We start from the raw sequence: 26,268 nt of genomic DNA on the forward strand, positions 1-26,268 counted from the left end.
GATCGGTTCCGCGCGAGTAATAAAGGCCGGGCGAACGGGACATCGGGCCGCTGCGGCCCGGCCCCTCAGGACTCCAGGGGCCGCGACGGCGGCGGCACCGTGCCGGGCCGGTCCCGGGACTCCGGGGTGCATTCGTAGCGCCGCAGCTGGGTGCCCGCCGGGCCGCCCAGGATGACCGAGCCGCCGTCGGAGGCGGCACTGTCCGCGTAGGTGCACACCAGCTGCGCGAGCGCGGCCGTCGGCAGTTCCTGGGGCTGCCTGCTGAGCCGCAGGGCCTCGTTCGGGTCGGCGGGGCGCGGTCCCGCGACCGTGATGCCACGGCGCAGCTCCGTCGCGTACCCGGCCTGCCGCTCGTCCTCCGACGGCGGTGTGGACAGCTCGTTCAGGAGGGCCTGCGCGATGCGCGCGCGGTCCGTGCCCGTCCGGTCCGTGGGGATGCGCACCGTACGGTCGACGGCGACGAGACGGCCCGTGCACAGCAGGAAGATCTGCACGGGCACGCCGGTCGCCTCGTCGCGCGAGGAGATGCCGGAGGCCGCCGCTCCGCACGGCACCCGCGAGGGCGCGGCGCCGAAGTCGGTGGGCACCTCGGTGGAGCGGATGCCGCAGCCGGTGAGCACGGTGGCGAGCGCGGCGGTGGCGAGCGCGGCGCGCAGCCGTCGCCTGGTCATGTCTCTTCCTCGTCTTCCTCGGAGCGGTCCGGGACCTGCCCGGCCCCGCCGCGCGCCGCCCGCTCCGGCTCCGGCTCCGCCGTCAGCGGCGAGGCGTCGCGGGGCAGCCGCAGCGTGAACACGGCGCCCCCGGCGGGCGCGTTCGCGGCCGTGATCTCGCCCCCGTGGATGTGCGCGTTCTCCAGGGCGATGGACAGGCCGAGGCCGCTGCCCTCCGAGCGCGGCCGGGACGCGCTGGCCTTGTAGAAGCGGTCGAAGACGTGCGGCAGGACGTCCTCGGGGATGCCCGGGCCGCCGTCCTTCACGGAGATGACCAGGCTGTCGCCGTCCAGGCGCACCGACACCTTCACCGGGGAGCCGCCGTGCTTGAGCGCGTTGCCGATGAGGTTCGCGAGGATCACGTCCAGGCGGCGCGGGTCGAGGAGGGCCATGATGCCGCGCTCGGCGTCCAGGTCGACGGCGTCCAGCCAGGCGCGGGCGTCGATGCACGCCGTGATCTGGTCGGCGATGTCGACGTTGTCGAGGACGAGACGGGCGGTGCCCGCGTCGAAGCGGGTCACCTCCATCAGATTCTCCACCAGGTCGTTCAGCCGCCGGGTCTCGCTGACCACCAGCCGGACCGCGGGCTCGATCATCGGATCGACGCTGCCGGTCTCGGCGTCCAGCTCCTCCTCCAGGACCTCCGTCACCGCCGTGATCGCGGTCAGCGGGGTGCGCAGCTCGTGCGACATGTCGGCCACGAAGCGCCGGCTCGCCTCGTCGCGGGCGCTCATGTCCGCGACCTTCTTCTCCAGGTTCTCGGCCGTCCGGTTGAACGTACGCGACAGATCCGCGAGTTCGTCCGTGCCCGAGACCCTGAGCCGCGTGTCCAGCTTGCCCTCGCCGAGGCGGCGCGCGGCCACGCCGAGGCGGTGCACCGGCTTCAGGACGGTCGTCGCGGCCGCCTGCGCGAGCAGCGCGGAGCCGACGAGCGCGAGCGCCGTGGCGATCGCGAGGGACCAGCCGAGCGAGCTGAGGTCCTTGGCCTCCGGTTCGAGCGACTTGAGCATGTAGCCCGTCGGCCCGCCGCCGACGATCTTCGTGCCGCCGACGAGGTACGGAGTGCCGTGCTCGACGGTGCGCTGCCAGTACAGGTGGTACGGGCTCTTGTCGCCGTCGCCGAGCTGCTGCTTCTTGACGGCGTCACGCAGCGCCTTCGGCACCTTGGCGAGCGTGAACGCGTCCAGGTCGGAGTAGCCGTAGACCATCTCGCCCTGCGCGTTCTTGCCGACCAGGAGCACGCTGTAGCGCTGGCTGCTCTTGGCCATCTGCCCGGCGGCGGCCTGCAGCGCGTCCTGCGTCGGGTTCGGCGGCAGCGCGCCCGCGCGGGTCTGCATCTGCTGCCGGAAGTCCTTCAGCGCGGCGTCCTGCGCCCGCGTCAGGACGGCCTCGCGGTTCAGCCAGTACGCGATGCCGGACGCGGACACCGCCGCCGTCAGCGCCACCAGGGCGAAGACGACGACGAGCCGCAGGCGCAGACTCGTGAAGCGCAGACCGGACCAGATCGCCTTGCGGGCCGCGGGCAGCCCGCGGAGCTTGTCGTGCGGTGGGGTCACTGAGGCGTGTCCAGCCGGTAGCCCACGCCACGCACCGTACGGATCAGCGTCGGCGAGGACGGCACGTCCTCGACCTTGGCGCGCAGCCGCTGCACACACGCGTCCACGAGCCGCGAGTCGCCCAGGTAGTCGTGCTCCCACACCAGGCGCAGGAGCTGCTGGCGGGACAGGGCCTGGCCGGGGCGGCGGCTCAGCTCCAGGAGCAGGCGCAGCTCGGTCGGCGTGAGCTGCAGGTCCTCGCCGTTCTTGGTCACCGTCATCGCCGCACGGTCGATCACGAGGGAGCCGAAGGTCGCCGCGTCGTTCGCCTCGCGCTCGCCGCGGCGGAGCACCGCCCGGATCCGGGCGTCGAGCACGCGCCCCTGCACGGGCTTGACCACGTAGTCGTCGGCGCCCGACTCGAGCCCCACGACCACGTCGATGTCGTCGCTGCGCGCGGTCAGCAGGATGATCGGCAACTGGTCGGTGCGCCGGATGCGGCGGCACACCTCGAATCCGTCGATGCCGGGCAGCATCACGTCCAGCACGATCAGGTCCGGCCGCTGCTCGCTCAGGAGCTTCAGGCCGTCCTCGCCGGTGGCAGCAGTGGCCACCCGGTGGCCCTGGCGCGTCAGTGAGAGCTCCAGGGCCGTCCGGATGGCGTCGTCGTCCTCGATCAGCAACAGGGAAGGCACGAACGTCATTCTGTCCCATGGCGCGGGCGCAGTTCGACTGTTGGCGGGCGTCTCACACCGCACCCACACGAGCGAACGCCGATGCTGATCTTGAACAGTGCCCGGTGGGCCCCTGTGACAGGCCTGTGACAGTCGGCGGACACCGCCATGAAGTCGCTCGTGCAGAGTTTTGGGCACACGGAAATCCCAGACTCCACGACGGGGGGCGCGAGATGAACACGCTGCACAGCACCAGCTCGAGCGCAGTTGTCACGCGTCTGCACGACCTGGGGCGGAGTTCTGAGAAGCACGAGAAGTCCGGTGCCGTGAGCGGGCGGGGGTGCGCTCGCGGCACCGGGCGTCAGCACACCGCGGCTGCGAAGCAGGGCCGCCAGGCCTATATGACGGTGGTTGACGCGCTCAAGGGCGGCGGCGACGGGGGAGCCGCGTACAGGGAGGCATCGGGGGAGCAGGCGTCCCGCTCGGAAGCGGAGTTCACCGCTTACGTCCAGGAGCGCCGCGCCTCCCTGTACGCCACCGCCTACCACCTGACCGGCGACCGCTTCGAGGCCGAGGACCTGCTGCAGAGCGCCTTGTTCTCGACGTACCGCGCCTGGGACAGGATCAGCGACAAGGCCGCCGTCGGCGGCTATCTGCGGCGCACCATGACGAACCTGCACATCAGCGCCTGGCGCCGCCGCAAGCTCAACGAGTACCCGACCGAGGAACTGCCCGAGACCGTCGGCGACACGGACGCGATGCGCGGCACCGAGCTGCGCGCCGTCCTGTGGCAGGCGCTCGCCCGGCTGCCCGAGCTCCAGCGCACCATGCTGGTCCTGCGTTACTACGAGGGCCGTACGGACCCGGAGATCGCGGACATCCTCGACATCAGCGTCGGCACGGTGAAGTCCAGCATCTGGCGCTCCCTGCGCCGCATGCGCGAGGACGAGGTCCTCAGCTTCGGCCGTGACCAGGAGGAGTCCTTCGGCGAGTTGGTCGCCTGAGGATGAGGGGGGAACACGGGGGAAAGCACGGGGGCCGTCGCTCCTAGGGGGGAAGCGGCGGAAAGGGAGGGGAACCACGGGGGCCACGGGGATCGGGGGATCTCCGGGGGAAACACTGCGGGACCGGAAGGCCGGGGGGTCTTTCCGGTCCCGCTTTTTGTGCCGGTGGGCGGGGTTACGCCGCGCCCGCGCGGGCCTTCACGCAGCGCCCCGCCGCGGCGGCGGCGACGCGGCCCAGGGCCTCCTCCTTGCCGCACGCGTGCGCGCCGAGGGCGGTCTGGCGGGCCACGATGGCGCGTTCGGCGCGCATCAGGCGCCAGCCGCGGCGCAGCAGGAACGGCACGGACTTGCGGCCCTCGCGCAGATCGCGGAGGAGCCGGCGCCGGAACGTCGTCGAGGGCCGCCCGCGCAGACAGATCGCGTCCGCGAGGACGCCGAGCTCCCGGCAGCGGTCCACGATGTCGGCGGCGAAGATGCCCTCGGCGATGAACAGCGGCGTGCGCTCGATGTCGAGCGCCTCCTCGCCGACGCGCGCGCTCGTCGCGATGTCGTACACCGGTACGCGGGTGCGGCCCGTGCGGCACAGCTCCTCGATCGCGGCGACCGCGACGTCCGCGTCCCAGGACCGGGGCGAGTCCCAGTCGATGTCCGAGCTGCCCTCGACCAGCGGCAGCGAAGGGTCGGTGCCTTCCTTGTAGAAGTCGTCGAGGCAGAGCACGGGCAGCCCGCTGCGGGTGGCGAACGACGACTTGCCGGAACCTGAAGGCCCGGTGAGCAGGACGACGCGCGTGGGTATCGGAGGATGGGAACCCAATTCTATGAACCTTCTCACCTGCGGTTTTGCCGACCAGTCGGACATTTGCGTCGTACTTGACCCTGCTGGATGCCGCTCGGTCCTGGTCGTTTCGTGGGGCGTGCGCACACGTGCGCACGCCCCACGAAACGACCAGGAGCAGCCGTCAGTGGTCTCGGGTCACTGCCTCCCCCGAGTCCTGATGGCGCCGCCTCTGGCGCGTCCGCGAGGCATTATCCCCACTTGGGTGACGGTGGCATGAATCGGCTCTGCCTGCCAGGGGCGCTGAGGCGCCGCCGCGCTCTCGTGGCCTCGCCGGCTGGTGCGACCGGGGGCGCGTGCTGGCGGTCCGTACGACCAGGCGGTCAGCGGGGCATGAGTGCTGGCGCCCGCACAGAAGCTTGGAGCACATGTTCGAATTCTGGCAATGTCGCTCTGCGCTGCGGATGTCGCTGAGGGTTCGCGTCCCGCGTCGGCCCCTGTGTGCGTGACGGATTCGCTGGTGCATCACCTGAGCGCGTCGGAATCCTGGGCGTGGCGTGCGCCAATCCGGCGTACAGCGCTGTGTTGTAAGCGAAAGTTGATGACCCTTCGGGACCTTGGTCCTGTCTTCTCAGGAATTCGTCGGATCCATTTCCGTTCGGCCTGAAGGGTGTGCCAAAGTCCGCCGAGAGGTTCTTTGGTGAAGAAGCGGCCCAGCCTTGCGTGCGCCGAAGATCCCCCAACTCGCGTAATGGGGAGACCCTATGGGTCACCGTCAACGCATTGACGCTCTTGAATTACTCGCAGAGGAGTACGACTATGTCCGCATCAAATCTTGCAAGACAGCCGATGATTGGCGCAAAGGCGGTGGGCGTAAAGGCCGTCAGTACTTTCACGGCCGCGTCGATCGGCGCGTACGTGGCCGCGGCCGAGGCGCCTGAGCGTGCTATCGCGTCGATCAAGGCGAAGGTGGACAAGGGACTGGTTCGCTATGACGCATGGTTCCTGATATTCGCCGCGGTCATCCTCGCCCTGGGGGCCACCATCTATGCCGGACTGGTCGTCTGGTGTGTGGTGAAGCAGCATAAGAAGTTCACGGGTTCGTGGTCCTTCAGGAACTGGGGTCTGAAGGTGAGCGCCGAATGCAGGTGATCGTCTGACGGCTGCTTACGCAGGGCCCCGGGAGCCTGGCCCCGTCCGGGTTCCCGGGCGCCGCCCTGAATCGATGGATCCGATGAAGGACTAACACCCCAGTGCCTCTTCTCCATGTCAAAAGCGTCAGCTACTCCTATGACGGAATCGTCAATGCCCTGTCGGACGTCTCCTTCACGGTCGGGGAGGGAGTGATCGTCGGTCTCGTGGGGCCCAACGGCTCCGGTAAGTCGACGCTGATCAAGAACGTCTTCGATCTCGTACGCCTTCAGTCAGGGTCCATCCGGATCGGCGGTCATGAGCACGCCCGGCCCAGGGCGAAGGGTCTGGCCATGTACTTGTCCAGTAACGACTACATTCCAGAGTTCCTCACCGCCCGCGAGTACATCACCATGTTGGGGAGGCTGTTCGACCTCGATGCCGACCATGACGAAGCCGTCGAGCTGTTCCGCAAGTTCTCCATGGGTGGCCGTTACGACGACCTCATCGAGGACTTCTCGCACGGCATGCGGAAGAAGACCCAGCTGGTGTCCGCCCTTGTGATCCGTCCGCGGCTGACCGTCATCGACGAGACTCTCAACGGCATCGATCTCGAAGCACTGCAATTCACCGAGAAGGAACTCAAGAAGCTCCGCGAAGAGAGCCGTTCGGTCCTGCTGTGCTCGCACGACTTCGCCGTGCTGGAGCGCTTGGCCGACAGGATCCTCTTCCTCGACGGCGGGCACGTGGTGTACGACGAGCCGACGAGGGATCTGGTCGACGAATACGGCTCACTGGCCACCATGGTGTTCGACTACCTCGAAACGTCCGAGCGATGACGGCGGTGCGGCTGGGCCAGTCCGCGGCGCTGGCCCGGATGCTTCTCGTCTTCTTCCGCCGCCGGGTCCTGCGGGCAGGTGCACTGAAGTCCACCCCGGTCAGAGTGTTCGTCACCGCGGTGGCCGCGCTGCTCGTGGGCGCCATGTGCACCGCCGCGTACTTCTTCCTGCGTCCCCTGGCCGACGAAGCGGGTGTCTGGCGGCTGCTGTTCGACACCTCGACGGTGTCTCTCCTGCTGTGGGTGCAGATCGCGTTCCTGCTGGTGAAGGTGTTGTTCGTCAACGCCGAAGGGATGCTCAAGATCAGCTACCAGCTACCCGTCACCAACCGGGAACGTGCGACGGCCTTTCTCCTGTACGAAGCCGTGATGACCGCCGCGGTGGCCGCCGTCGGCCTCGTCTCCCTGGCCGTGAGCGCGCTGGTCCTCCTTGGTCCGTCCGCTCTCGGCTACATCGCCGCCTCGCTGATCCTGCCCACGGCACTGACCCATCTGGCGCTGTCCGTCCTGTACCAGCTGCTGACGCGGCTGTGGCTGCTGATGGGACTCAGCCGGATGGCAGGCATCCTGAACGTGCTGGCCCTGTTCGTGTTGTTGGCTTTCTACACGGTGCAGATGACACCGATGATCCAGAGTTTCTCCAGCGCGTACCTGGCCAGGCGACCCGAGTACACCTGGGTCACCACGATGTCCTGGGCCTGGCGGGAACACGGGCCCTGGACGGCTCTGGCCGCCACGACGGCCTTGTCGGCTGTGCTCGTGGCCTTGACGTTCGTACTCGCCCCCAACCAGCACGTACGCCAGTCCCGCTATCTGAAGCTGCCCGGAAGCATGCGACCGTGGAGTGCCCTTGGGCCCTATGACTGGTGCCTGCTGCGCAGCGCGCAGACCGTGGCCGCCGCCGCGCTGGCACTGGCCCTGTTCACCTACCTGCTGCTGGCCAAACCCACAGTGAACCCCCTATGGGGCCTGGCCGCTCTGTCCTTCGGCGGCCTGTACCAGTTCACTGCCACGCAGCGCCTGCGGGTGCTGCCTGGCACGCGGGAGCCGGCCTGGCGCGTCTACACGCGCCTCATCAAGGCGCAGCTGGTCCTGCTCGGTGTGTTCGCCGTGCCCGCCCTCGTGGTCACGGTCGCCATCGACCCGGGCCGGTTTGCCTCCAGCCCGGCGGCGCTGGCCTCCTGCGCGCTGGGAGCGGTCATGACCACGTGCGTCAGCATCGTGTTCCCGGCGGAGAAGGACAACCCGTTCGCCGTGTTCCTGGGTCTTGCCGTGGTCGTCAGCGTCGCGGGCGTGTCAGTGATCGGTCTTGGCCTGCTCAGCCTTCCGCTCTGGGCAGTGGTGGCCTGCCTGGTCGGGGCGGTCGTCGCGTTCGTTTGGTACGCGATGCAAGGAATCCGCACAGATGAATCGAGGAGAAGAAATGTTCAAGGCACGGTGGGTAGTGACGTCCGCCATAGGGGCCGCACTGCTGACGGCGGTTGCCGCAGCGGCGTGCTTGCTGACCCTCATGTTCACCACCGGCAGCGTTGACGGCACCGTTGAACGCAAGGCGTTCTTCGGGTCGATGATCTTCGAGACGGTGAAGCAGGACGACGGAGCCCTGGGCATCACGACAGGCGTGGAGAACCCGGTCCCGCTCGTCATCCTGTTTCTCGTGCTCACCGCCGTCCTCACGATGATCCAGGCCATCTACCGGGGGTTGAAGCAGCGCCGTGAGCAGCTCCTCGAAGCATCCGACAGCTGACCTCAAGATCACCGCTGTCGCTTGGGCGGTGGCCGCCCAGGTCTGGCCACTGCTGGTGCTGAGCGGCCTCCTGCAGGCCACGGCGTTGGCCTGGACGGCACGCTCCGGAGACCCGGTACCGGCCCGCATGGCCTGGGTGCTGCTGGCCAAACCGGCCGCCCTGGGCCTGGTGGGCTCCTTCGCCCTGCACGAGGTGGCACATGTCCTCGTCCTCAAGCGGATCTCCACGGTCACCCACATCACGATCGAGCGGACCGCATGCCGTACGTCGGTGATCCCACAAGGAACCATGACCACCCGGCAGATGGCTGTGGTGGCCCTGGCAGGGCCTTCCGCCTGCGTCGCGATGGCCGCCGTGCTCTGCTTGTCCCGGCTCGACGGGTCCTTGTCCTGGTGGTACCTCGCGCACATCGCTTTCCTCCTGCCGGTCTTCGGCGACGGCAAGGTTCTCTGGCGCAGCTGCCGCGAGATGCTGCCACGTTGAGGAAGCGGGGCGTGTGCCCGCGGAGCCGTCGAGCAGCGCTGGAGATTTCGATCCCGAAGCTCGGGTCACACACTCACCACTGGTCTCTGCGCCAGCGGGTGAACCGGGCTGCCAGCAGAGCCGCCCGCGTGCGGTTGGGCACCTCGACCTTGGCCAGCACCCGGGAGACGTAGGACTTCATGGTGCCCTCGCTCGTGTGCAGCCGGTTCGCCATGTCGGCGTTGGTGAGCCCCTCCCCGAGCAGTAGGAAGATCTCGTGCTCGCGTGCCGAGAGCGTGCTGATGAGGCGACGCTCGTCGGCTCCGATGACGTCGTCGCGGCACGCGAGCGCGCCTCGTACGAAGTGCTGGAGGATGGAGGAGGAGACGGCCATGTGCCCCTGGGCGACCGTATGGACGTGCCGGATGAGTTCGCTCGGGGCATCCCGCTTGAGTGCCAGGCCCCCGGCCCCGGCGCGAAGGGCCGCGTAGGCGACCTCGCGGGTTGCGAACGAGGTCAGGAGCAGCACGGGCGGCGCATCGGGCATACCCCGCAGGCCGCTGAGCATGTGGAGGCCGGTCATGCCGGGCATGTCGAAGTTGGCGGCCAATACGTCGAGGCGATGCCGACGCACAAGATCGAGTGCCCCCTGGCCGCTGTCGGCCTCGGCGACGACTTGGATGACGGGGTCGCTGTCGAGAATGCGGCGCATGCCGACCCGCACGATCTCCTCGTCGTCCACCAGCGCGACGCTGAGCAACTGGCCCCCTCCTCTGTGGTGTTCATGTGGTGGTCGGCTGCTCCAAGCCCCTCTGGTCACGGGCCACGCACAGGTGGAACGCGCCAAAGGGCCCTCGGGGTGTTCCACCAGAGGGCCCTTGTCCTGCTTGCGCATGCCGTGGCGCTCCTTCTGGGTGTGAACTCCCGGAAGGAGCGCCACGGCATGGACAGCCCCGTCCCTCACGCTGAAGGCGGTGGGAAGCAGTGGGGACTGGACAGTGGCGGCAGTCACCACCACCGTGCGGCCCCCGCCGCCGCTCAGCTGGCGAGGTTCACCGAGCGCGCCAAGGTCGCTTCGGTCTCCGCGGCCACTTCGCTGAGTACCGACTGCGGGACGGCGCCGTCGACGGTCAGGACGGCCAGTGCCTCGCTGCCCTCCTCCGCGCGCGCCACCTGCATGCCGGCGATGTTGAGCCCGGCTCTGCCGAGTATCCGGCCGACCGAGCCGACGATGCCCGGACGGTCCTCGTACCGGAGCACGATCATGTGGTCGGTGACCATCAGGTCCATGCCGAACTCGCCGATCGAGACGATCTTCTGCACGTTGTTCGGGCCGGCCAGGGTGCCGGCGACCGAGATTCCCTCGCCGCTCGAAAGGGTGCCGCGCACGGTCACCACGTCGCGGTGGTCCGGCGACTCGCTCGACGTCATCAGCCGGACCCCGACACCGCGCTCCCGCGCGAAGAGCGGAGCGTTGACGTACGACACGCTCTCGTCGACGACTTCCTCGAACACGCCCTTGAGCGCGCAGAGCTTGAGCACGTTGACGTCGTGCCGGGTGATCTCGCCGTACACCTCGACGTCGAGCTGGACGGCGACCTCGCCCGCCAGCGCGGTGAACATCCGGCCGAGACGCTCGGCGAGCGGCAGGGCGGGGCGCACGTTCTCGGAGATCACGCCGCCTTGGACGTTGACCGCGTCGGACACCAACTCACCGGCCAGAGCGCGGCGGACGGAGAGGGCGACCGAGACACCCGCCTTCTCCTGAGCCTCGCCGGTGGCGGCGCCCAGGTGCGGGAGACAGACGACTTGGTCGAGTTCGAACAGCGGGGAGTGCGTGCAGGGTTCCTTCGCGTACACGTCCAGACCGGCTCCGGCGACGCGGCCCTCCTTGAGGGCTGAGTACAGCGCCGCCTCGTCCAGGACCCCGCCGCGCGACGCGTTCACGATGCGCACGTGCGGCTGCACCTTGTGCAGTGCCTCGTCGCCGATCAGGCCGAGCGTCTCCGAGGTCTTGGGGAGGTGCACGGTGATGAAGTCGGCGACCTCGAACAGCTCATCCAGGGTCAGCAGCCTCACCCCCATCCGCGTGGCGCGTGCGGGCTGCACGTAGGGGTCGTAGGCGACGACCTTCATGCCGAAGGCCGACATGCGTTGGGCGACGAGTGTGCCGATCCGGCCGAGGCCGACGACGCCGAGGATCTTCTCGCTCAGCTCGACGCCCGTGTACTTGCTCCGCTTCCACTCGCCGTTCTTCAGCGCCGTGTTGGCCTGCGGGATGTTACGGGCGGTGGCGATGAGCAGGCCACAGGTCAGTTCGGCGGCAGTGATGATGTTGGACGTCGGAGCATTGACGACCATGACGCCCGCCTTGGTGGCGGCGGGGACGTCGACGTTGTCGAGGCCGACACCGGCGCGGGCGACGACCTTCAGCCGACGGGCCGCGCCGATGGCCTCGGCGTCCACCTTGGTCGCGGAGCGGATCAGGATCGCTTCGACGTCGGCGATGGCGGGCAGCAGTTCGGTGCGGTCCGCGCCATTGCAGTACCGGATCTCGAAGTCCGGACCGAGGGCTTCGACGGTGGCGGGCGACAGCTCTTCCGCGATGAGCACGACGGGCTTGCGGGCGGGAGCGGTATTCACGTGGGTCCTTGCGGGTGTGGGGGTGAGCAGTTGGTCGGCGCGGGTGCGTACGGGCGCGACGCCGGTCGGTGGGGTGACTGCCTCCGCGGGGGGCCGCGGGGGCTGTGGCGGGTCCAGCGCGCGGGGGAGTGTCCCGCGCGGCGCCTGGGGCGGCCGATACCGATCACCGCTAGCGAGGCGGCATTTCGCGCGCCCCGTCGGCGGTTTCAGGAGGCCTCAGGCATCAGGTCGGAGCGCTGCGTTCTCGATCTCGAAGCCGGGGCCCCGCGGAGGGAGGCGTCGTCCGTGGCTAAGCCGATCGCAGCTCCTGCGGTTCGCCAGGGTTGTGCATGCGGGTGGTCGAGGCGGCATGGGCGAGCATCACGCTGGCGCGGTCGGCGATGTGCGCCAGGTCTCCGAGTGCCAGGGCGAGCTGGGCTCCGGTGCGCGGGTGCCCCTGGGTGACGATGTCCTCGGCCTTGGCCATCAATGCTCCGATCACGCGGGACAGTTCACGCGCCCGCGCGCTCAGGCAGACTGGACAGGTGCCGATGGATGCCGGTTCGCAGCAGCAGCTCGGGGTCGTGTCGCCGCTCATGCGCGGCCGCCCCTGTAGCCGCAGCGGAGGCCCCTCGGTGCTGGGGCGGCGCGTGTCCAGGCGCTCCCACGTCGGTTGCGGGCAGCCCTCCGAAGAGTCGCGACGTCCGGCCCCGGCGGTGGGATCACCGATGGCCAGGAACGCGGCCAGCAGCCGTAGCGCTTCGAGCGTGCGGTGCTCGGTGTGGGCATTGAGGGGGGCGTGGCGGCTGGCGAAGTAGGACGCCAGATGCGCGTTGGTCAGCTCGTGCGGGGAGACCTCGGCGTGACTGATGACCGCGTGGGCCCGGGAAACCCGCATGGCGATGGCGGCCGAACTCTGGCCCATTTCCCGCATCCAGTCAGCCCATTCCAGCAGCACGGGGTGTTTCACTTCATTCATCCTTGCGGGGCCTTTCAGGAATACGGAACGTTCGGCGGCAAGCCGTGTGCCGCCGGGGCCGGAGCCTCAGTTGTGGGGCCTCTGTGCGCGGAGGCCGTCGGGCCAAGGCACCCCGGGCATTCGTCGGCTTCCGGCGGGGAAGCGGTGCCGGTGCGGCGGCCGGGCAGAGAGCAAGAGGGCACGTACCGCCCTCAGGGCATCCGGCACGAGACCGTCAGCCGTCAGCGGAGTCTGCCTGGCGACCGCCCCAGCTCCCGTCCACCGGACCGGCATGGAATGGTGCAGCGATCAGTCAGGAGGAACGGTTGGCGCGGCGGCGCTTGCCGGTGCCGACGATCAGACCTGTCCCCGCCAGGACAGCCAGGCCGCCGATGCTGAGCACCCAGTTGCTGGCGCCCGCGCCGGTGTGGGCCAAGCTGCCTTCCGTGTCAGCGGCGTTGCCCGGAACCGTGGTGTGTGGGTCACTGACTTCCAGGGCGCCGTCGTTGTTGGCCCCGGGGGCCTTGGAGGTGCCGTCGCTCCCGTGGTCGGTGTCCACGTCATCAGCGGGGGTGTCACCGCCGTCACCGTTTCCGGGGTCTTCGCCGTTTCCGGGGTCTTCGCCGTTTCCGGGGTCTTCGCCGTTTCCGGGGTCTTCGCCGTTCCCCGGGTCCTCGCCGTTCCCGGGGTCTTCGCCGTTTCCGGGGTCTTCGCCGTTCCCCGGGTCCTCGCCGTTCCCCGGGTCCTCGCCGTTCCCGGGGTCTTCACCGTTCCCCGGGTCTTCACCGTTTCCGGGGTCTTCGCCGTTTCCGGGGTCTTCGCCGTTCCCCGGGTCTTCACCGTTCCCCGGGTCCTCGCCGTTCCCCGGGTCTTCACCGTTCCCCGGGTCCTCGCCGTTCCCCGGGTCCTCGCCGTTTCCGGGGTCTTCACCGTTTCCGGGGTCCTCGCCGTTCCCCGGGTCTTCGCCGTTTCCGGGGTCTTCACCGCCTTGGTGTGGAGCGACGATCTCTGACTCGGCTGAGAAGCTCTCGGACTTCACGTCTTCGTTCACCGTGCTGGAGCCGGCCACGGTGAAGAAGAAACGTGTGAGCGCGGCCTGCGCGCTGAACTTCGCACGGACCGGGATGGTGAGCTTGCCCATCGGGATCTTCAGATATGGCGAGAGGCACGCGGTCGCGTCGCCGGCCGGAAGGAATGGCATGTCGTGCCACGCGCCTTCGAGGAAGGCCTGAAGCTGGATGTCCTGGCGGTCCACCTCGGCGTGGACCACGAGAATAAGGGCGTAATTCTCTTCCTCCCCTCCCCGCGAATGGTCCACGGTCGCGGAGAACTCTCCCCACCCACCGCCCGCCTCGAACGAATCCGGCACGTCCTCCAAGCCCAGGACAGGAACCTTGGTAACCGGATCCGCTTCCCGCTGAGCGGGAGACGAGACAGAGGCGGACGGCGACGGGACGGAGGTCGGGGCCCCGGCCCCAGGCTCCTGCTCAGCAGGGGCCTTCGTCTCCCTCTCCCTCTCCGTCTCCTTGCCGGTCTCGGTCTCGGCAGCCGAGGGCTCGTCCTCTTCCACCGGATCCTGGTCCGGCACCGCCGTACGCGCGGTGGGACCCTCGCTCGCCATCACCGGTGCGACACCGAAGATCGCCGGAGCCATCACAGCGGCAGTGGCGGCCACGGCCATGCGCTTCAATCTCATGTTTTTCGTCCTACCTGGTGCTGATGCGGGGCTGAGTTCAGCATCACCGCGACCTTCTACACAGCAGTAGAGGAGTCCGATTTATGAGCTCATAACCCGTGCTTATGGGCTATCGCCAAAGCTGCCCGTCGGGGCAGCGCCCAGGCGGTTCCGGCGTCGGCAAGGCAGGGCGGGGAGCGTGCGCTGGAGCCACCCCTGGACCTCAGTCGGAAACGATCAGCGACAGCGGCGCAGGCGTGGAGTCGCGGCGCGGTGGGCGCCGTGCGAGGACGGCGCCCTCGAAGGTCACGGCTCGCAGCCGGGTGCCGTCACGTGACTCGTGGTTCGGCAGGCGTATGCCGCCGCCCGGAACCAGGGCCTTGCTGTCTTCTGCGGGGTCGAGGTTCCCCGGTATCCGCACGCGTGTGCACCGGATTGGCAGGTCTCAAGCGCATTTCCGCAGCTCAGGAGTTGCTCTCAGGGTGAGTTCCGGAACATGGGAACTCACGAGAGAACAGTGTGCGGCATTCCGTCCGGGTGGCGTCCCGGCGGGGCGGGTTTTGGTGGGAATGTGTTTGGGTGACTACTCTGTGTGCGTGCACGGTTACGCATGGAGAGTTCGTTAGGTGGTCCACATGGTCCAGATGGCGCGAAACCCAGCTCGGTCCGCGGTGCGGAGCACCGCGTCGAGGTCGTCCTCCGCTCCCGCGCGGGCGCTGCTGCGGGCGGGCCTCACGGTGTCCGCGGCGGGGGCCGCCCTCGGTGTCGGCGCGGCCGGTGCGAGCGCCGCGGAGCACGCGCCGCCGCCCGTCGCCTCGCAGGCCGGTGGCCTGGGGAACCTGGACGTGCAGGCGGCCACCGCGGCCCTGGGGCCCGCGCTCGGGCCTGCGAAGCGGCTGAAGCTCGACCCGCTGGCCGGGACGGGCGTGGATCCGCTGGACAACGCGGTGGGCACGCAGGTCGCCGACTTCCAGCCGGTGAGCACGGGCATGGCGACGGGGCCGCTGACGCAGGGCGGGGCGCTCGGCGACCTGCCCGTGACGGGGACGGTGGCGGGGCTGCTGCCCGGGTGAGGCCCGTCCGCCCAACGGAAAGCGCCGGACGGCCTGGAGACAGGCCGTCCGGCGCTTGCGGGCCGCGGGGTCGTCAGTACGAGGAGCCCGACGCGCCCAGCGAGCCCGTGGGGTGCCAGACCGTCTTCGTCTCCAGGAACGCGGTGAGGCGCTCCGTGCCCGGGGACGCGGTGAAGTCCGTGTCCACAGCCTGTGGACGCAGCACGCGCTTCAGATTGTCCGCCGCCGCGATCTCCAGGTCCTTCGCGAGGTCCGCGGCGGTGCCCGTCAGGTCGATGGCGTTCACGTCCTGGTGGGCGGCCAGCGGGGCCGCGAGCTCCGCCGTCCGGCCGGAGAGGATGTTGACCACACCGCCGGGGACGTCGGACGTGGCGAGCACCTCACCCAGGGACAGGGCGGGCAGCGGGGCCTTCTCGGAGGCGATGACGACCGCCGTGTTGCCCGTGGCGATCACCGGGGCGAGCACGGACACCAGGCCCAGGAAGGACGACTCCTGGGGCGCGACCACCGCGACGACACCCGTCGGCTCGGGCGTCGAGAGGTTGAAGAACGGGCCCGCGACCGGGTTTGCCCCGCCCGCGATCTGGGCGATCTTGTCGGTCCAGCCCGCGTACCAGACCCAGCGGTCGATCGCCGCGTCGACCACCGCGGCGGCCTTGGACTTCGACAGGCCCTCGGCGTCGGCGACCTCGCGCACGAACTGCTCGCGGCGGCCCTCCAGCATCTCGGCCACGCGGTAGAGGATCTGGCCGCGCAGATACGCCGTCGCGTTCGACCAGCCGCCGAACGCCTTGCGGGCCGCCACGACGGCGTCCCGCGCGTCCTTGCGGGACGACTGCGGGGCGTTGGCCAGCCACTTGCCCTTTGCGTCGGTCACCTCGTACACCCGGCCGCTCTCGGAACGCGGGAACTTGCCGCCCACGTACAGCTTGTAGGTCTTGAACACCGAAAGTCGCTCAGACATCGAGGTATGCCTCCAGGCCGTGGCGGCCGCCCTCGCGGCCGAAGCCCGACTCCTTGTAGCCGCCGAAGGGCGAGGTCGGGTCGAACTTGTTGAACGTGTTGGCCCAGACGACCCCGGCGCGGAGCTTGTTCGCGACCGCGAGGATGCGCGAGCCCTTCTCCGTCCAGATGCCCGCGGACAGGCCGTACTGCGTGTTGTTCGCCTTGGCGACGGCCTCGTCCGGCGTGCGGAAGGTCAGGACCGAGAGGACCGGGCCGAAGATCTCGTCGCGGGCGATGGTGTGCGCCTGGGTGACGCCGGTGAACAGCGTCGGGGCGAACCAGTAGCCCGAGGAGGGGAGTTCGCAGGCCGGGGACCAGCGCTCGGCGCCCTCCGCCTCGCCCTGGTCGGCGAGCGCGCTGATGCGGGCCAGCTGCTCGGCGGAGTTGATCGCGCCGATGTCGGTGTTCTTGTCGAGCGGGTCGCCCAGGCGCAGCGTCGAGAGCCTGCGCTTGAGGGAGTCCAGGAGCTCCTCCTGGACCGACTCCTGGACCAGGAGGCGCGAGCCCGCGCAGCAGACCTGGCCCTGGTTGAAGAAGATGCCCGTGACGATGCCCTCGACGGCCTGGTCGAGGGGCGCGTCGTCGAAGACGATGTTCGCGCCCTTGCCGCCCAGTTCCAGGGTGAGCTTCTTGTCCGTGCCCGCGACCGTGCGGGCGATCTCCTTGCCGACGGCCGTGGAGCCGGTGAAGGCGACCTTGTTCACGTCGGGGTGCGCGACGAGGGCCGCGCCCGCGTCGCCGTACCCGGGAAGGATGTTGACGACGCCCTTGGGCAGGCCCGCCTGGCGGCAGATGTCCGCGAAGAACAGGGCGGACAGGGGGGTCGTCTCGGCGGGCTTCAGGACGACCGTGTTGCCGGCCGCGAGCGCCGGGGCGATCTTCCAGGCCAGCATCAGGAGCGGGAAGTTCCAGGGGATGACCTGGCCCGCGACGCCGAGCGGCCGGGGGTTCGCGCCGTAGCCCGCGTGGTCGAGCTTGTCGGCCCAGCCCGCGTAGTAGAAGAAGTGCGCGGCGACCAGCGGGAGGTCCGCGTCGCGGGTCTCCTTGATCGGCTTGCCGTTGTCGAGGGTCTCCAGGACGGCGAGCTCGCGGCTGCGCTCCTGGATGATGCGGGCGATGCGGAAGAGGTACTTCGCGCGCTCGGCGCCGGGCAGCGCGGACCACTTCTCGAAGGCCTTGCGGGCGGCCCTGACCGCGCGGTCGACGTCCTCCGTGCTCGCCCGCGCGACCTCGGACAGGACCTCTTCGGAGGACGGCGAGAGCGTCTTGAAGACCTTGCCGTCGGCCGCCTCGGTGAACTCGCCGTCGATGAACAGGCCGTAGGAGGGGGCGATGTCGACGACCGAGCGGGACTCGGGAGCCGGTGCGTACTCGAAAATCGATGCCATGGCGATCAGTCCACCGTCACGTAGTCAGGGCCGGAGTAGCGGCCGGTGGCCAGCTTCTGGCGCTGCATCAGCAGGTCGTTGAGCAGGCTGGAGGCGCCGAAGCGGAACCAGTGGTTGTCCAGCCAGTCCGCGCCGACGGTCTCGTTCACCAGGACCAGGAACTTGACGGCGTCCTTCGTCGTGCGGATGCCGCCCGCGGGCTTCACGCCGACCTGGACGCCGGTCTGCGCGCGGAAGTCGCGGACGGCCTGAAGCATCAGCAGGGTGTTGGCGGGCGTCGCGTTGACCCCGACCTTGCCGGTCGACGTCTTGATGAAGTCCGCGCCCGCGATCATGCCGAGCCAGCTCGCGCGGCGGATGTTGTCGTACGTCGACAGCTCGCCGGTCTCGAAGATGACCTTGAGGCGGGCGTGCTCGCACGCCTCCTTGACGGCGACGATCTCCTCGTACACCTTCAGGTAGTCGCCGGACAGGAACGCGCCGCGGTCGATGACCATGTCGATCTCGTCGGCGCCCGCGGCGACGGCGTCGCGGACGTCCGCGAGCTTCACGGCGAGGGCGGCGCGGCCCGCGGGGAACGCGGTCGCGACCGAGGCGACCTTCACGTCCGAGCCCGCGACGGCCTCCTTCGCGGCGGCCACCATGTCCGGGTAGACGCAGACGGCGGCGGTGCGCGGGGTGGAGCGGTCCGTCGGGTCCGGGTGGACGGCCTTGGCGCCGAGCGCGCGGACCTTGCCGACGGTGTCGGCGCCCTCCAGGGTCGTCAGGTCGATCATGGAGATGGCCAGGTCGATGGCGTACGCCTTGGCCGTCGTCTTGATCGACCGCGTCCCGAGGGAGGCGGCGCGGGCTTCGAGGCCGACCGCGTCCACGCCGGGCAGGCCGTGCAGGAAGCGGTGCAGCGTGGCGGCCGACGTCGTGACGTCGGCGAAGGGGGTGCCGGTGGGCGCGGCCGCCCCGGCTGCCCCTGGGGGTGATGTCGTCGTCGGCATAGTCACGAGGGGAGCATATCTACGCGCGTAGCGGCCTGTACAGGGGCAGGGTGCCCTCGCGGCGGGGAGCGCGCCGAGGGCGGGCCCCGCCCCAGGGTGCGCCGCGGCGCACCCTGTGTCCAGGCGCGGACTCGGGCTTCTCGGTGCCGGCCCGGGCCCCGGCGCGGACACGGTCCCGGGCGCGGACACGGGTCCGGCGTGCGTGCGTACCGCGAACAGCGCGGGTTCGCGGTACGCACGTCACCGCGGGGTGAGTGTGCTCACTTCAGGCCGTTGTCCAGTGCCGTCATGAGGGTGCCGGTCGGGGTGTCGCCCGACATCTCCCAGACCATGCCGCCGAGCAGGCCCTTCGACTTGACCCACGCGGTCTTCTTGCCGATCGACCAGGTGTCGTCGAAGCTCCACCACTGGCCGTTGTTGCCGGTGTAGCCGTAGGTGGAGACGGACTGTTCGTCGTGGTACACGGTCATGTTCGGGACGCTGGTGATCAGGTTCTGGTAGCCCCTGGTGCCCGCCTCCTCCGGGAACTGGCCGGGGGCCGCGCCGTTGGCCGACTGCCACTCGCCCTTGACGCCGCCGTCGGCGACCTCCTTCCAGCCGCGGCCGTAGAACGGGAAGCCGATGGTGAGCTTGCGCGGGTTCACCCCGGCGTCCAGATAGGTCTTGATCGCCTTCTCCATGCTGAAGTCGAAGGAGTAGGGGTCCTGGGCGTCGCGGTACAGATTGGCCTGGTGGCCGGTGCGCTTGGGCTCCCAGGAGTCGTCGCTGCCCGAGCCGTGGAAGTCGTAGCCCTGGACGTTGGCGAAGTCCAGGTACTCGAAGATCTTCTTGATGTCCCAGCCCGCCTCGATCTTCGCCGGGTCGGCCGGGGTGAACGCGGTCAGGAGCTTGTGGCTGCCGCCGGTGGCGTCCAGCTGCTTGCGGAACTCGGCGAGCAGCGCCGTCAGATTGGCCTTGTCCGCCGGGCCGTAGTGGTTGCCGGGGTGGCCCTCGGAGCCCGGCCACTCCCAGTCGATGTCGATGCCGTCGAAGATGCCCGCGCCGGTGCCGGGGCCGCCCGCGCCGTTGTAGACCGGCAGGTTGCCCTTGATCCAGGTGTCGACGCAGGACTTCACGAACTTCTCCCGGGAGGCGGGCGTGGCCGCCGCGTCGGCGAAGAACTTCGAGAACGTCCAGCCGCCGAGCGAGACGACGACCTTCAGGTGCGGGTGCTTGGCCTTGAGCTTCTTCAGCTGGTTGAAGTTGCCGCGCAGCTTGCCCCAGCCGTCGTCCGCGACCCCGTCCACCGACTGCGCGGCGGAGAAGGCGCGGCCGTAGTCGGCCTCGGCGTCGCCCGCGCCGGTGCCCTCGTCCGGGTCCTGCGGCTTGCCGGAGACGCCCTTGACCACGCCGGCCAGGCAGGTGTGGTTGACCGGGTCGACGTTCTCGAAGGCGTAGTTGATCACGTCGAGCTTGGCCGCCTGGCCGGAGGTGTCCAGGTTCTTCACGAAGTGCTGGCGGCCGTAGATGCCCCACTGGGCGTAGTAGCCGACCGTGAGGTGGTTGCCGGGGCCCGCCGCGTCGTCCGTCGTGACGTTCACGGCGTTCGAGGCGGCCGACTCGTTGTCGGCGGTGTCACGCGCCTTGACGGTGAAGCTGTAGGCGGTGGCGGGGGTCAGGCCCTCGACGGTCGCGGTGGTCGCCGAGGCGGGGACGGTCTTCGCGAGCTCCTTGCCGCGGTAGACGTCGTACGCGGCCACGGCCACGTTGTCCGTGGACTTCTCCCAGGCGAGGGACGCCGAGACCTGGGTCTTGCCGGTGGTGCGGAGATTGCCGGGCGCGGTCGGCGGCGTCGGGTCGGTCGACGGGTCGACGGTCGTGGCGCTGACCGGCGGGCTCTCCGGGCTGGTGTTGCCGCGCCGGTCCTTGGCCCGGACGGTGAAGGAGTAGCGGGTGGCGGGGGTCAGATCGGTGACGGTCGCGCTGTTCGTCGCCGAGCTCGCGACCACACTGGTGCCGCTGAGCACCTCGTACGTCGTGACCGGGTAGTCGCCCGCGCCGGCCGGGGGCCAGGTCAGGGAGATGGTGCGTGACGTGGTGGTGGTGACGGTCGGGGTGCCGGGCGCGGTCGGGGGCTTGTCCGGCGTGCCGTCGCACTTGTCGCCGTTGATCGTGCAGCCCGTGGGCGTGCCGATCGGTCCGCGCGCGGTGAACTGGTAGCTGTACGGCTCGGTGGAGCCGCCCGCCGGGACGCGGCCGTTGTAGTACGCGTTCTTCACGGTGACGTGGCTGCCCGAGACGGTCGCCTCGCCGTGGGTGTGGCCGCTGACGGTGACGCCCGGCGGCAGGTCGAACTCCAGGGTCCAGCTCGCGGACGCGGTGGTGCCGCTGTTGCGGACGGTGTACTTGCCCTGCCAGGACGCGCCGCTGCCCTCGGTGCTGAAGGCCGCGGTGAGGGTGCCCGCGGCGATGGCGGGGGCCGCGGAGAGGGCGGTGAGCAGGGCCGCGGGGAGTAGCAGGGCGGCGAGCAGCACGGCGGTCCTGCCGTGCAGGGCTGCGGCCGCTCTGCGTAAGAGTCCGGGCGTGCTTCTGGTTCCTCTTCCGGTGGGGGTCATGGCTCTCCTCGGGGGTGGGTCGTTGCGGGTGACTCCTCGGGGTGCGTACGGGGGGTTCGTGTGGGAGGGGCCGTGCGGCGCCGGGCCGCCGCGTCGCCGGGCGGCGGTTAGGCGTACATGACAACCCTCGACGGTACTAGGTCTGGACCAATCGCCATACCCCCGCCGCGCGCGGCGCCCGTGAACGCGTCAGGCAGAATCAGCCCCATGACGAGCGACCCGCAGCCCACCCCGGCGGAGCCCACCCCCGCGTACAAGGACCGCGTCTACCGGTCCCACGCGGCCATCGCCGGAGGCGTCATGCTGCTCGCCATCGGCGCCTGGCTGGGCATCGACGCGCTGATCCGGGGCGAGGGGCGCACCCCCTGGGTGGCCCTCGCCGGGCTGCTCCTCGCGGTGCCGCTCGTCGTCGCCTTCACCGTGCGGCCCGCCGTGTACGCGAGCGAGGACCGGCTGCGCGTCCGCAACCCCTTCCGCACCGTCGTCCTGCCGTGGGGCGCGATCTCGGGGCTCCGCTCCGGGTACTCCAACGAGGTCTTCACGCAGGACGGCACCAAGTACCAGCTCTGGGCCATCCCGGTGTCCCTGCGCGGCCGCAAGCGGGCCGCGCAGCGGCACGCGCGGCAGGTCGCCTCGGACGACCCGTCCGCGAGCCTGACGCGCCCCGGCACCGGGCACGAGAGCACGCGCACCCCCGGCGACCAGGCCATGGACGACCTGCGCGAGATCGCCGAGCGCCGCGAGGGCGCCGAGGCCGCGCAGGGCGAGCCGCTGGTGCGCTGGGCGTACGAGATCCTCGCCCCGAGCCTCGCGGGAGCGGTCGTCCTGGCCGTCCTGCTCGCGACCGGCTGAGCCCCCGGGGGCCGGGGGGAGCCGGACACGGCCGCTGCCGTGTCCGGCCGGGCGGCGCTCCGCAAGGGGGGTGAGCGGAGCGCCTGATCCGTCGGCTCCCGCTGGGGGGCCGGGGAGCCGCCGGACAGCGCTTCCATAGTGCGGCATCGTTGTCCGCCTGCGGCCTCCGAGGAGCCGGGCGGGCGCCTGCTCCCGGGGAACCGGACCGGATTCAGCGCGGCCGAGGCCGGGATGCAGTGGGCACCCATGCGCCCGGGTGCGCCCCCGGGCCCGGTCGAGCGCCCCCTCGCCCCGGGCCAGGCCGCGCGCCTCACGGCGGGCCCAGCCACACCAGGAGCATGTGCCCGCCGAAGGCCGCCGACGTCAGGGACGCGCCCATCAGGACCGGCACCACCACCCGCGCCCGGGCCCGGGAGAGCGCGAGCGCCACCGGCAGGAGCAGCGGAAAGCCGGGCAGCAGGAACCGCGCCCGGGGGAAGTACACCCCCCGCGAGCCGAGCACGATCGCGAGCAGCAGGCCCGTGAACACGAGCAGCGGCAGTGGCTGTTCGCGCCCCGCCACCGACATCGCGAACAGCACCAGCGCGCCGCACAGCACCAGCGTCACCATCACCAGGAACAGCTGCGGCCGCTCCACGAGGAACAGGCTCTTCATCCAGCGCAGCGTGCCGACGCCGCCGTCCCACTCGTTGTGCCACCACTTCTGCACCGCGAAGTAGCCGTCCCAGCGGCCGAGTCTGACCCCCACCCAGCCGACGTACGCGAGCCAGCCGAGGGGCGCGAGGACGGCGCCCACGAGCGCGGCCGCCGAGAAGCGGCGGCGCAGCGCGAGCAGGGCCGTCACGGTCACCGCGGCCGCGAGTGCGATCCCCGTCGGCCGGGTCAGGCCCGCGAGCGAGGCAAGGGCTCCCGCCGCCACCCACCGCCCCGTGAGGACCGCGTACAGGCACCACGCCGCGAACGCCGTGAACAGGGACTCCGTGTAGCCCATCCACTGCACGAGGGCCACCGGCAGGCACGCCCACAGCAGCACGAGCAGCACCCCGGTCCGCCGCCCGTGCAGCCGGTCGCCGACCTTGAAGATCCCCCAGGCCGCGAGGAACGAGGCCGCGCACGCGATCGCCAGGCCCACCGCGCCCCGCGGCGCGGGCACCAGGTGCTCGCCCGCCCGGATCAGCAGCGGGTACAGCGGGAAGAACGCCAGGTTGTTCGCGTCGAAGGCGTGGCCGAGCGTGTCCGCGTACCCGTGCTCGGCGATCTTCAAGTACCAGTCGCAGTCCCAGGACTCGGCGAGCAGGTGCCAGACGCCGCGGTGCTCGCGGCGCGCCCAGAGGGCGAACACCAGCAGACCGCAGACGCGCACCGCCGCGTACCCCAGGAGCGCCGGGGCCGCGTGCCGCAGCGCGTCGCCCGCCCGCGCGCGTCGGCCGCGCGGCGGCCGTGCGGCGGGCCGGGAGCGGCGCGACGGGGGGACGCGGGACGGCGTGCCGGCGCTGAGGCCGGAGAGACGGGCGAGGGGTCCGTACGGCACTGCGGCTCCCGGGCGTGACGAACGAGAAGGTGCGCTACCGGTCGGACCCTTCCTGGGTTGACCGGCAGCGCACCTGCACGCTGCGTCAGTTGCCGCGCGGAACCACCCGTACGGGTGGAGCGCTGTTCATGGAGGTGCGCTCAGATTCCGGCCGCCCCCGCGAAGTCCCGCTTCAGGGCGGCCAGGAGCTCCGCGGCCCGCGCGTGGGCCGCGGGCAGGCCGGGGCGATCCGCGACCGGCACCACGACCTCCAGATAGCACTTCAGCTTCGGCTCGGTGCCGCTCGGGCGCACGATCACGCGCGCCCCGTCGAGGGTGTAGCGCAGCCCGTCCGTGGGCGGCAGCTGCGCCGAGCCCTCGGTCAGGTCCTCGGCGCGCGTCACCGCGAGCCCGGCGAGGCGCACCGGCGGCCGCTCGCGCAGGCGCCGCATCGCGGCCGCGATCAGCGACAGGTCCTCCACGCGCACCGACAGCTGGTCGGTGGCGTGCAGCCCGTGGGCGAGCGCCAGGTCGTCGAGGAGGTCGAGCAGCGTGCGGCCCTCCTCCTTCAGCTCCGAGGCCAGCTCGGTGATCAGGAGCGCCGCCGTGATGCCGTCCTTGTCGCGGACGCCCTCGGGGTCGACGCAGTAGCCGAGCGCCTCCTCGTAGCCGTACCGCAGGCCCTCGACGCGGGCGATCCACTTGAAGCCCGTGAGGGTCTCCTCGTAGCCGAGGCCCGCCTGCTCCGCGATCCGGCCGAGCAGCGACGACGACACGATCGACTCGGCGAACACGCCCTCGGCCCCGCGCCGCACCAGATGGGCCGCGAGCAGCGCGCCCACCTCGTCGCCGCGCAGCATGCGCCACGCGGTCCGCTCGGCGTCGGTGGGCACGGCCACCGCGCAGCGGTCCGCGTCCGGGTCGTTGGCGATCACCAGGTCGGGCCGCGCCTCGCGGGCCGCGGCGAACGCCAGGTCCATCGCGCCCGGCTCCTCCGGGTTCGGGAAGGCCACCGTCGGGAAGTCCGGGTCGGCCTCGGCCTGCGCGGCCACGAGCACCGGCTCGGGGAAGCCGGCCCGCGCGAAGGCGGCGAGGAGCGTGTCCTTGCCGACGCCGTGCATGGCCGTGTAGACGGTCCGGGCGCTCCGGGCCGAGCCCGGGGACAGGACTGCGTCCGTACGCGCCAGATACGCCTGGAGGACCTCCTCGCCGAGGACCTCCCAGCCGGACTCCGGGCGCGCCACGTCGTGCAGGCTCGCCACCGCGGCGATCTCCGCGGCGATCTCCCCGTCGGCGGGCGGCACGATCTGCGAGCCGTCGCCCAGGTAGACCTTGTAGCCGTTGTCGCGCGGCGGGTTGTGGCTGGCCGTGACCTCCACGCCCGCGACGGCGCCCAGGTGCCGTATGGCGAAGGCGAGGACCGGCGTCGGCAGCGGCCGGGGCAGGACGGCGGCGCGCAGCCCCGCCCCGGTCATCACGGCCGCCGTGTCCCGCGCGAAGTCCGCCGACTTGTAGCGGGCGTCGTAGCCGATGACGACCAGGCCGCCGGCGTGGCCCTTGCCCTTCAGGTACGCGGCCAGACCCGCGGCGGCGCGGATCACCACGGAGCGGTTCATCCGCATCGGGCCCGCGCCCAGCTCGCCGCGCAGCCCGGCCGTGCCGAACTGGAGCGTGCCGGCGAAGCGGGCCGCGAGGTCGGCCAGGACGTCCGCGCCGTCCGCCGCCCCCGCGATGAGCTTGGTCAGCTCCTCGCGGGTGTCCGCGTCCGGGTCCTCGTCGAGCCACGTCCGGGCCCGGGCGATGAGTACGTCGTGCTCCTGGTGGTCCTGCACGTGTGGTCAGCCTCTCCGTGAGGGGGGTCGTACGCCTGGGGGCGGCGCGGTCAGAGGCGGTCGAGGACCTTGCCGAGCAGCTCGCCCATGCGGGTCGCCGAGTCGCGGCCCGCCTGGAGGACCTCCTCGTGGTTGAGGGGCTCGCCCGTCATGCCCGCGGCGAGGTTGGTGACCAGGGAGATGCCGAGCACCTCGGCCCCGGCCTCGCGCGCCGCGATGGCCTCCAGGACGGTCGACATGCCGACGAGGTCCGCCCCGATGGTGCGGGCCATGCGGATCTCGGCGGGCGTCTCGTAGTGCGGGCCGGGGAACTGCGCGTACACGCCCTCTTCGAGGGTCGGGTCGACCTCCTTGCACAGCGCGCGCAGGCGCGGCGAGTACAGGTCCGTGAGGTCCACGAAGTTCGCGCCGACGATCGGGGACGTCGCCGTGAGGTTCAGGTGATCGCTGATCAGGACCGGCTGGCCCGGGCGCATGCCCTCGCGCAGACCGCCGCAGCCGTTGGTCAGCACGATGGTCTTGCAGCCCGCGGCGACGGCGGTGCGCACGCCGTGCGCGACCGCGGCGACGCCCCGGCCCTCGTAGTAGTGCGTGCGGCCCAGGAAGACCAGGACGCGCTTGTCGCCGACCTTGAAGGAGCGGATCTTGCCGCCGTGGCCCGCGACGGCGGGCGGCGGGAAGCCGGGCAGCTCGGTGACCGGGAACTCGGCCTCGGGGGCGCCGAGCGCGTCGACGGCCGGTGCCCAGCCGGAGCCCATCACGAGGGCGACGTCGTGGGTCTCGGCGCCCGTCAGCTCACGCAGGCGCGTGGCGGCGGCGTCGGCGGCGGCGTACGGGTCGCCCTGGATGTCGTCCGGAATAACTGAAGCGTTCACGCCGACGAGGGTAGC

General features: G+C 70.8%; 24 protein-coding genes. 8 read left to right on the plus strand and 16 right to left on the minus strand.

Annotated elements, in window-relative coordinates:
• Nucleotides 1-65 precede the first annotated feature (65 nt).
• From MQV74_RS25815 to afsQ1, 3 genes are read right to left on the minus strand one after another with little or no spacing between them, the layout of a single operon-like run.
• Nucleotides 66-671, minus strand: a complete 606-nt coding sequence (locus tag MQV74_RS25815) for a hypothetical protein (protein ID WP_242721721.1) — start codon at nucleotides 669-671, stop codon at nucleotides 66-68.
• On the minus strand, nucleotides 668-2,266 hold the full coding sequence (locus MQV74_RS25820; RefSeq protein ID WP_242721724.1) for a sensor histidine kinase: 1,599 nt from the start codon (nucleotides 2,264-2,266) through the stop codon (nucleotides 668-670). The genes MQV74_RS25815 and MQV74_RS25820 overlap by 4 nt, the downstream gene beginning before the upstream one ends.
• Entirely contained in the window at nucleotides 2,263-2,940 is a 678-nt protein-coding gene (afsQ1, locus tag MQV74_RS25825) for a two-component system response regulator AfsQ1 (protein ID WP_030562528.1), read from the minus strand. The genes MQV74_RS25820 and afsQ1 overlap by 4 nt, the downstream gene beginning before the upstream one ends.
• A gap of 212 nt (nucleotides 2,941-3,152) precedes the next feature.
• Between afsQ1 and MQV74_RS25830 the strand changes: the two genes are divergently transcribed.
• Nucleotides 3,153-3,923, plus strand: coding sequence for a SigE family RNA polymerase sigma factor (locus MQV74_RS25830; RefSeq protein ID WP_242721728.1), 771 nt, complete (start codon nucleotides 3,153-3,155; stop codon nucleotides 3,921-3,923).
• A 175-nt stretch (nucleotides 3,924-4,098) separates the two neighbouring features.
• Here the strand turns inward: MQV74_RS25830 and MQV74_RS25835 are convergent, their stop codons facing one another.
• The gene (locus MQV74_RS25835) at nucleotides 4,099-4,782 is read right to left on the minus strand and encodes a uridine kinase family protein (RefSeq protein ID WP_374120687.1); all 684 of its coding nucleotides are present in this window, start codon (nucleotides 4,780-4,782) and stop codon (nucleotides 4,099-4,101) included.
• A gap of 735 nt (nucleotides 4,783-5,517) precedes the next feature.
• Between MQV74_RS25835 and MQV74_RS25840 the strand changes: the two genes are divergently transcribed.
• The 5 genes from MQV74_RS25840 to MQV74_RS25860 all read left to right on the plus strand — a co-directional run bounded on the left by MQV74_RS25840 (nucleotide 5,518) and on the right by MQV74_RS25860 (nucleotide 8,898).
• Entirely contained in the window at nucleotides 5,518-5,850 is a 333-nt protein-coding gene (locus tag MQV74_RS25840; protein WP_242721731.1) for a hypothetical protein, read from the plus strand.
• A gap of 101 nt (nucleotides 5,851-5,951) precedes the next feature.
• Entirely contained in the window at nucleotides 5,952-6,668 is a 717-nt protein-coding gene (locus MQV74_RS25845; RefSeq protein ID WP_242721734.1) for an ABC transporter ATP-binding protein, read from the plus strand.
• Complete coding sequence (locus MQV74_RS25850; RefSeq protein ID WP_242721737.1) at nucleotides 6,665-8,200, plus strand: hypothetical protein; 1,536 nt, start codon at nucleotides 6,665-6,667, stop codon at nucleotides 8,198-8,200. The genes MQV74_RS25845 and MQV74_RS25850 overlap by 4 nt, the downstream gene beginning before the upstream one ends.
• On the plus strand, nucleotides 8,178-8,414 hold the full coding sequence (locus MQV74_RS25855; protein ID WP_242721740.1) for a hypothetical protein: 237 nt from the start codon (nucleotides 8,178-8,180) through the stop codon (nucleotides 8,412-8,414). The genes MQV74_RS25850 and MQV74_RS25855 overlap by 23 nt, the downstream gene beginning before the upstream one ends.
• A complete protein-coding gene (locus tag MQV74_RS25860) occupies nucleotides 8,383-8,898 on the plus strand; it encodes a hypothetical protein (protein WP_242721742.1) in 516 nt (171 codons plus the stop codon). Before MQV74_RS25855 ends, MQV74_RS25860 begins: the two co-directional genes overlap by 32 nt.
• A 73-nt stretch (nucleotides 8,899-8,971) precedes the next feature.
• On the opposite strand, the gene MQV74_RS25865 is transcribed toward MQV74_RS25860, so the two are convergent.
• The 5 genes from MQV74_RS25865 to MQV74_RS25885 form a co-directional block, all read right to left on the minus strand.
• On the minus strand, nucleotides 8,972-9,637 hold the full coding sequence (locus tag MQV74_RS25865; RefSeq protein WP_242721745.1) for a response regulator: 666 nt from the start codon (nucleotides 9,635-9,637) through the stop codon (nucleotides 8,972-8,974).
• A 278-nt stretch (nucleotides 9,638-9,915) separates the two neighbouring features.
• The gene (gene serA / locus MQV74_RS25870) at nucleotides 9,916-11,520 is read right to left on the minus strand and encodes a phosphoglycerate dehydrogenase (RefSeq protein ID WP_242721748.1); all 1,605 of its coding nucleotides are present in this window, start codon (nucleotides 11,518-11,520) and stop codon (nucleotides 9,916-9,918) included.
• Between the two features lie 289 nt (nucleotides 11,521-11,809).
• A complete protein-coding gene (locus MQV74_RS25875) occupies nucleotides 11,810-12,469 on the minus strand; it encodes a hypothetical protein (RefSeq protein ID WP_242721751.1) in 660 nt (219 codons plus the stop codon).
• A gap of 301 nt (nucleotides 12,470-12,770) precedes the next feature.
• Complete coding sequence (locus tag MQV74_RS25880) at nucleotides 12,771-14,138, minus strand: LPXTG cell wall anchor domain-containing protein (protein ID WP_242721754.1); 1,368 nt, start codon at nucleotides 14,136-14,138, stop codon at nucleotides 12,771-12,773.
• A 217-nt stretch (nucleotides 14,139-14,355) separates the two neighbouring features.
• On the minus strand, nucleotides 14,356-14,553 hold the full coding sequence (locus MQV74_RS25885) for a hypothetical protein (RefSeq protein WP_242721759.1): 198 nt from the start codon (nucleotides 14,551-14,553) through the stop codon (nucleotides 14,356-14,358).
• 223 nt (nucleotides 14,554-14,776) lie between these two features.
• Here MQV74_RS25885 and MQV74_RS25890 point away from each other — a divergent pair, with 223 nt between their 5' ends.
• Nucleotides 14,777-15,205, plus strand: coding sequence for a hypothetical protein (locus MQV74_RS25890; RefSeq protein ID WP_242721791.1), 429 nt, complete (start codon nucleotides 14,777-14,779; stop codon nucleotides 15,203-15,205).
• Nucleotides 15,206-15,278: 73 nt separating this feature from the next.
• Here the strand turns inward: MQV74_RS25890 and MQV74_RS25895 are convergent, their stop codons facing one another.
• The 4 genes from MQV74_RS25895 to MQV74_RS25910 all read right to left on the minus strand — a co-directional run bounded on the left by MQV74_RS25895 (nucleotide 15,279) and on the right by MQV74_RS25910 (nucleotide 21,184).
• Nucleotides 15,279-16,169, minus strand: coding sequence for an aldehyde dehydrogenase family protein (locus MQV74_RS25895; RefSeq protein ID WP_242721794.1), 891 nt, complete (start codon nucleotides 16,167-16,169; stop codon nucleotides 15,279-15,281).
• Complete coding sequence (locus tag MQV74_RS25900) at nucleotides 16,162-17,598, minus strand: aldehyde dehydrogenase family protein (RefSeq protein ID WP_242721797.1); 1,437 nt, start codon at nucleotides 17,596-17,598, stop codon at nucleotides 16,162-16,164. Before MQV74_RS25900 ends, MQV74_RS25895 begins: the two co-directional genes overlap by 8 nt.
• A 5-nt stretch (nucleotides 17,599-17,603) precedes the next feature.
• Nucleotides 17,604-18,596: a deoxyribose-phosphate aldolase gene (gene deoC / locus MQV74_RS25905; protein ID WP_374120688.1), complete on the minus strand. Its 993-nt coding sequence runs from the start codon at nucleotides 18,594-18,596 to the stop codon at nucleotides 17,604-17,606.
• A gap of 254 nt (nucleotides 18,597-18,850) precedes the next feature.
• Nucleotides 18,851-21,184: a glycosyl hydrolase family 18 protein gene (locus MQV74_RS25910; RefSeq protein ID WP_242721800.1), complete on the minus strand. Its 2,334-nt coding sequence runs from the start codon at nucleotides 21,182-21,184 to the stop codon at nucleotides 18,851-18,853.
• A gap of 207 nt (nucleotides 21,185-21,391) precedes the next feature.
• On the opposite strand from MQV74_RS25910, the gene MQV74_RS25915 reads away from it, so the two are divergent.
• Nucleotides 21,392-22,036: a PH domain-containing protein gene (locus tag MQV74_RS25915; RefSeq protein WP_242721803.1), complete on the plus strand. Its 645-nt coding sequence runs from the start codon at nucleotides 21,392-21,394 to the stop codon at nucleotides 22,034-22,036.
• 310 nt (nucleotides 22,037-22,346) lie between these two features.
• On the opposite strand, the gene MQV74_RS25920 is transcribed toward MQV74_RS25915, so the two are convergent.
• From MQV74_RS25920 to MQV74_RS25930, 3 genes are all read right to left on the minus strand, one after another.
• Nucleotides 22,347-23,567, minus strand: a complete 1,221-nt coding sequence (locus MQV74_RS25920; RefSeq protein WP_242721806.1) for a glycosyltransferase family 39 protein — start codon at nucleotides 23,565-23,567, stop codon at nucleotides 22,347-22,349.
• Nucleotides 23,568-23,707: 140 nt separating this feature from the next.
• Nucleotides 23,708-25,378, minus strand: coding sequence for a phospho-sugar mutase (locus MQV74_RS25925; RefSeq protein WP_242721809.1), 1,671 nt, complete (start codon nucleotides 25,376-25,378; stop codon nucleotides 23,708-23,710).
• Nucleotides 25,379-25,428: 50 nt separating this feature from the next.
• The gene (locus tag MQV74_RS25930; RefSeq protein WP_138961493.1) at nucleotides 25,429-26,253 is read right to left on the minus strand and encodes a purine-nucleoside phosphorylase; all 825 of its coding nucleotides are present in this window, start codon (nucleotides 26,251-26,253) and stop codon (nucleotides 25,429-25,431) included.
• Between the last annotated feature and the right edge of the window lie 15 nt (nucleotides 26,254-26,268).

This window comes from Streptomyces sp. AN091965, assembly GCF_022698285.1.
In the GTDB taxonomy this organism is placed as follows: domain Bacteria; phylum Actinomycetota; class Actinomycetes; order Streptomycetales; family Streptomycetaceae; genus Streptomyces.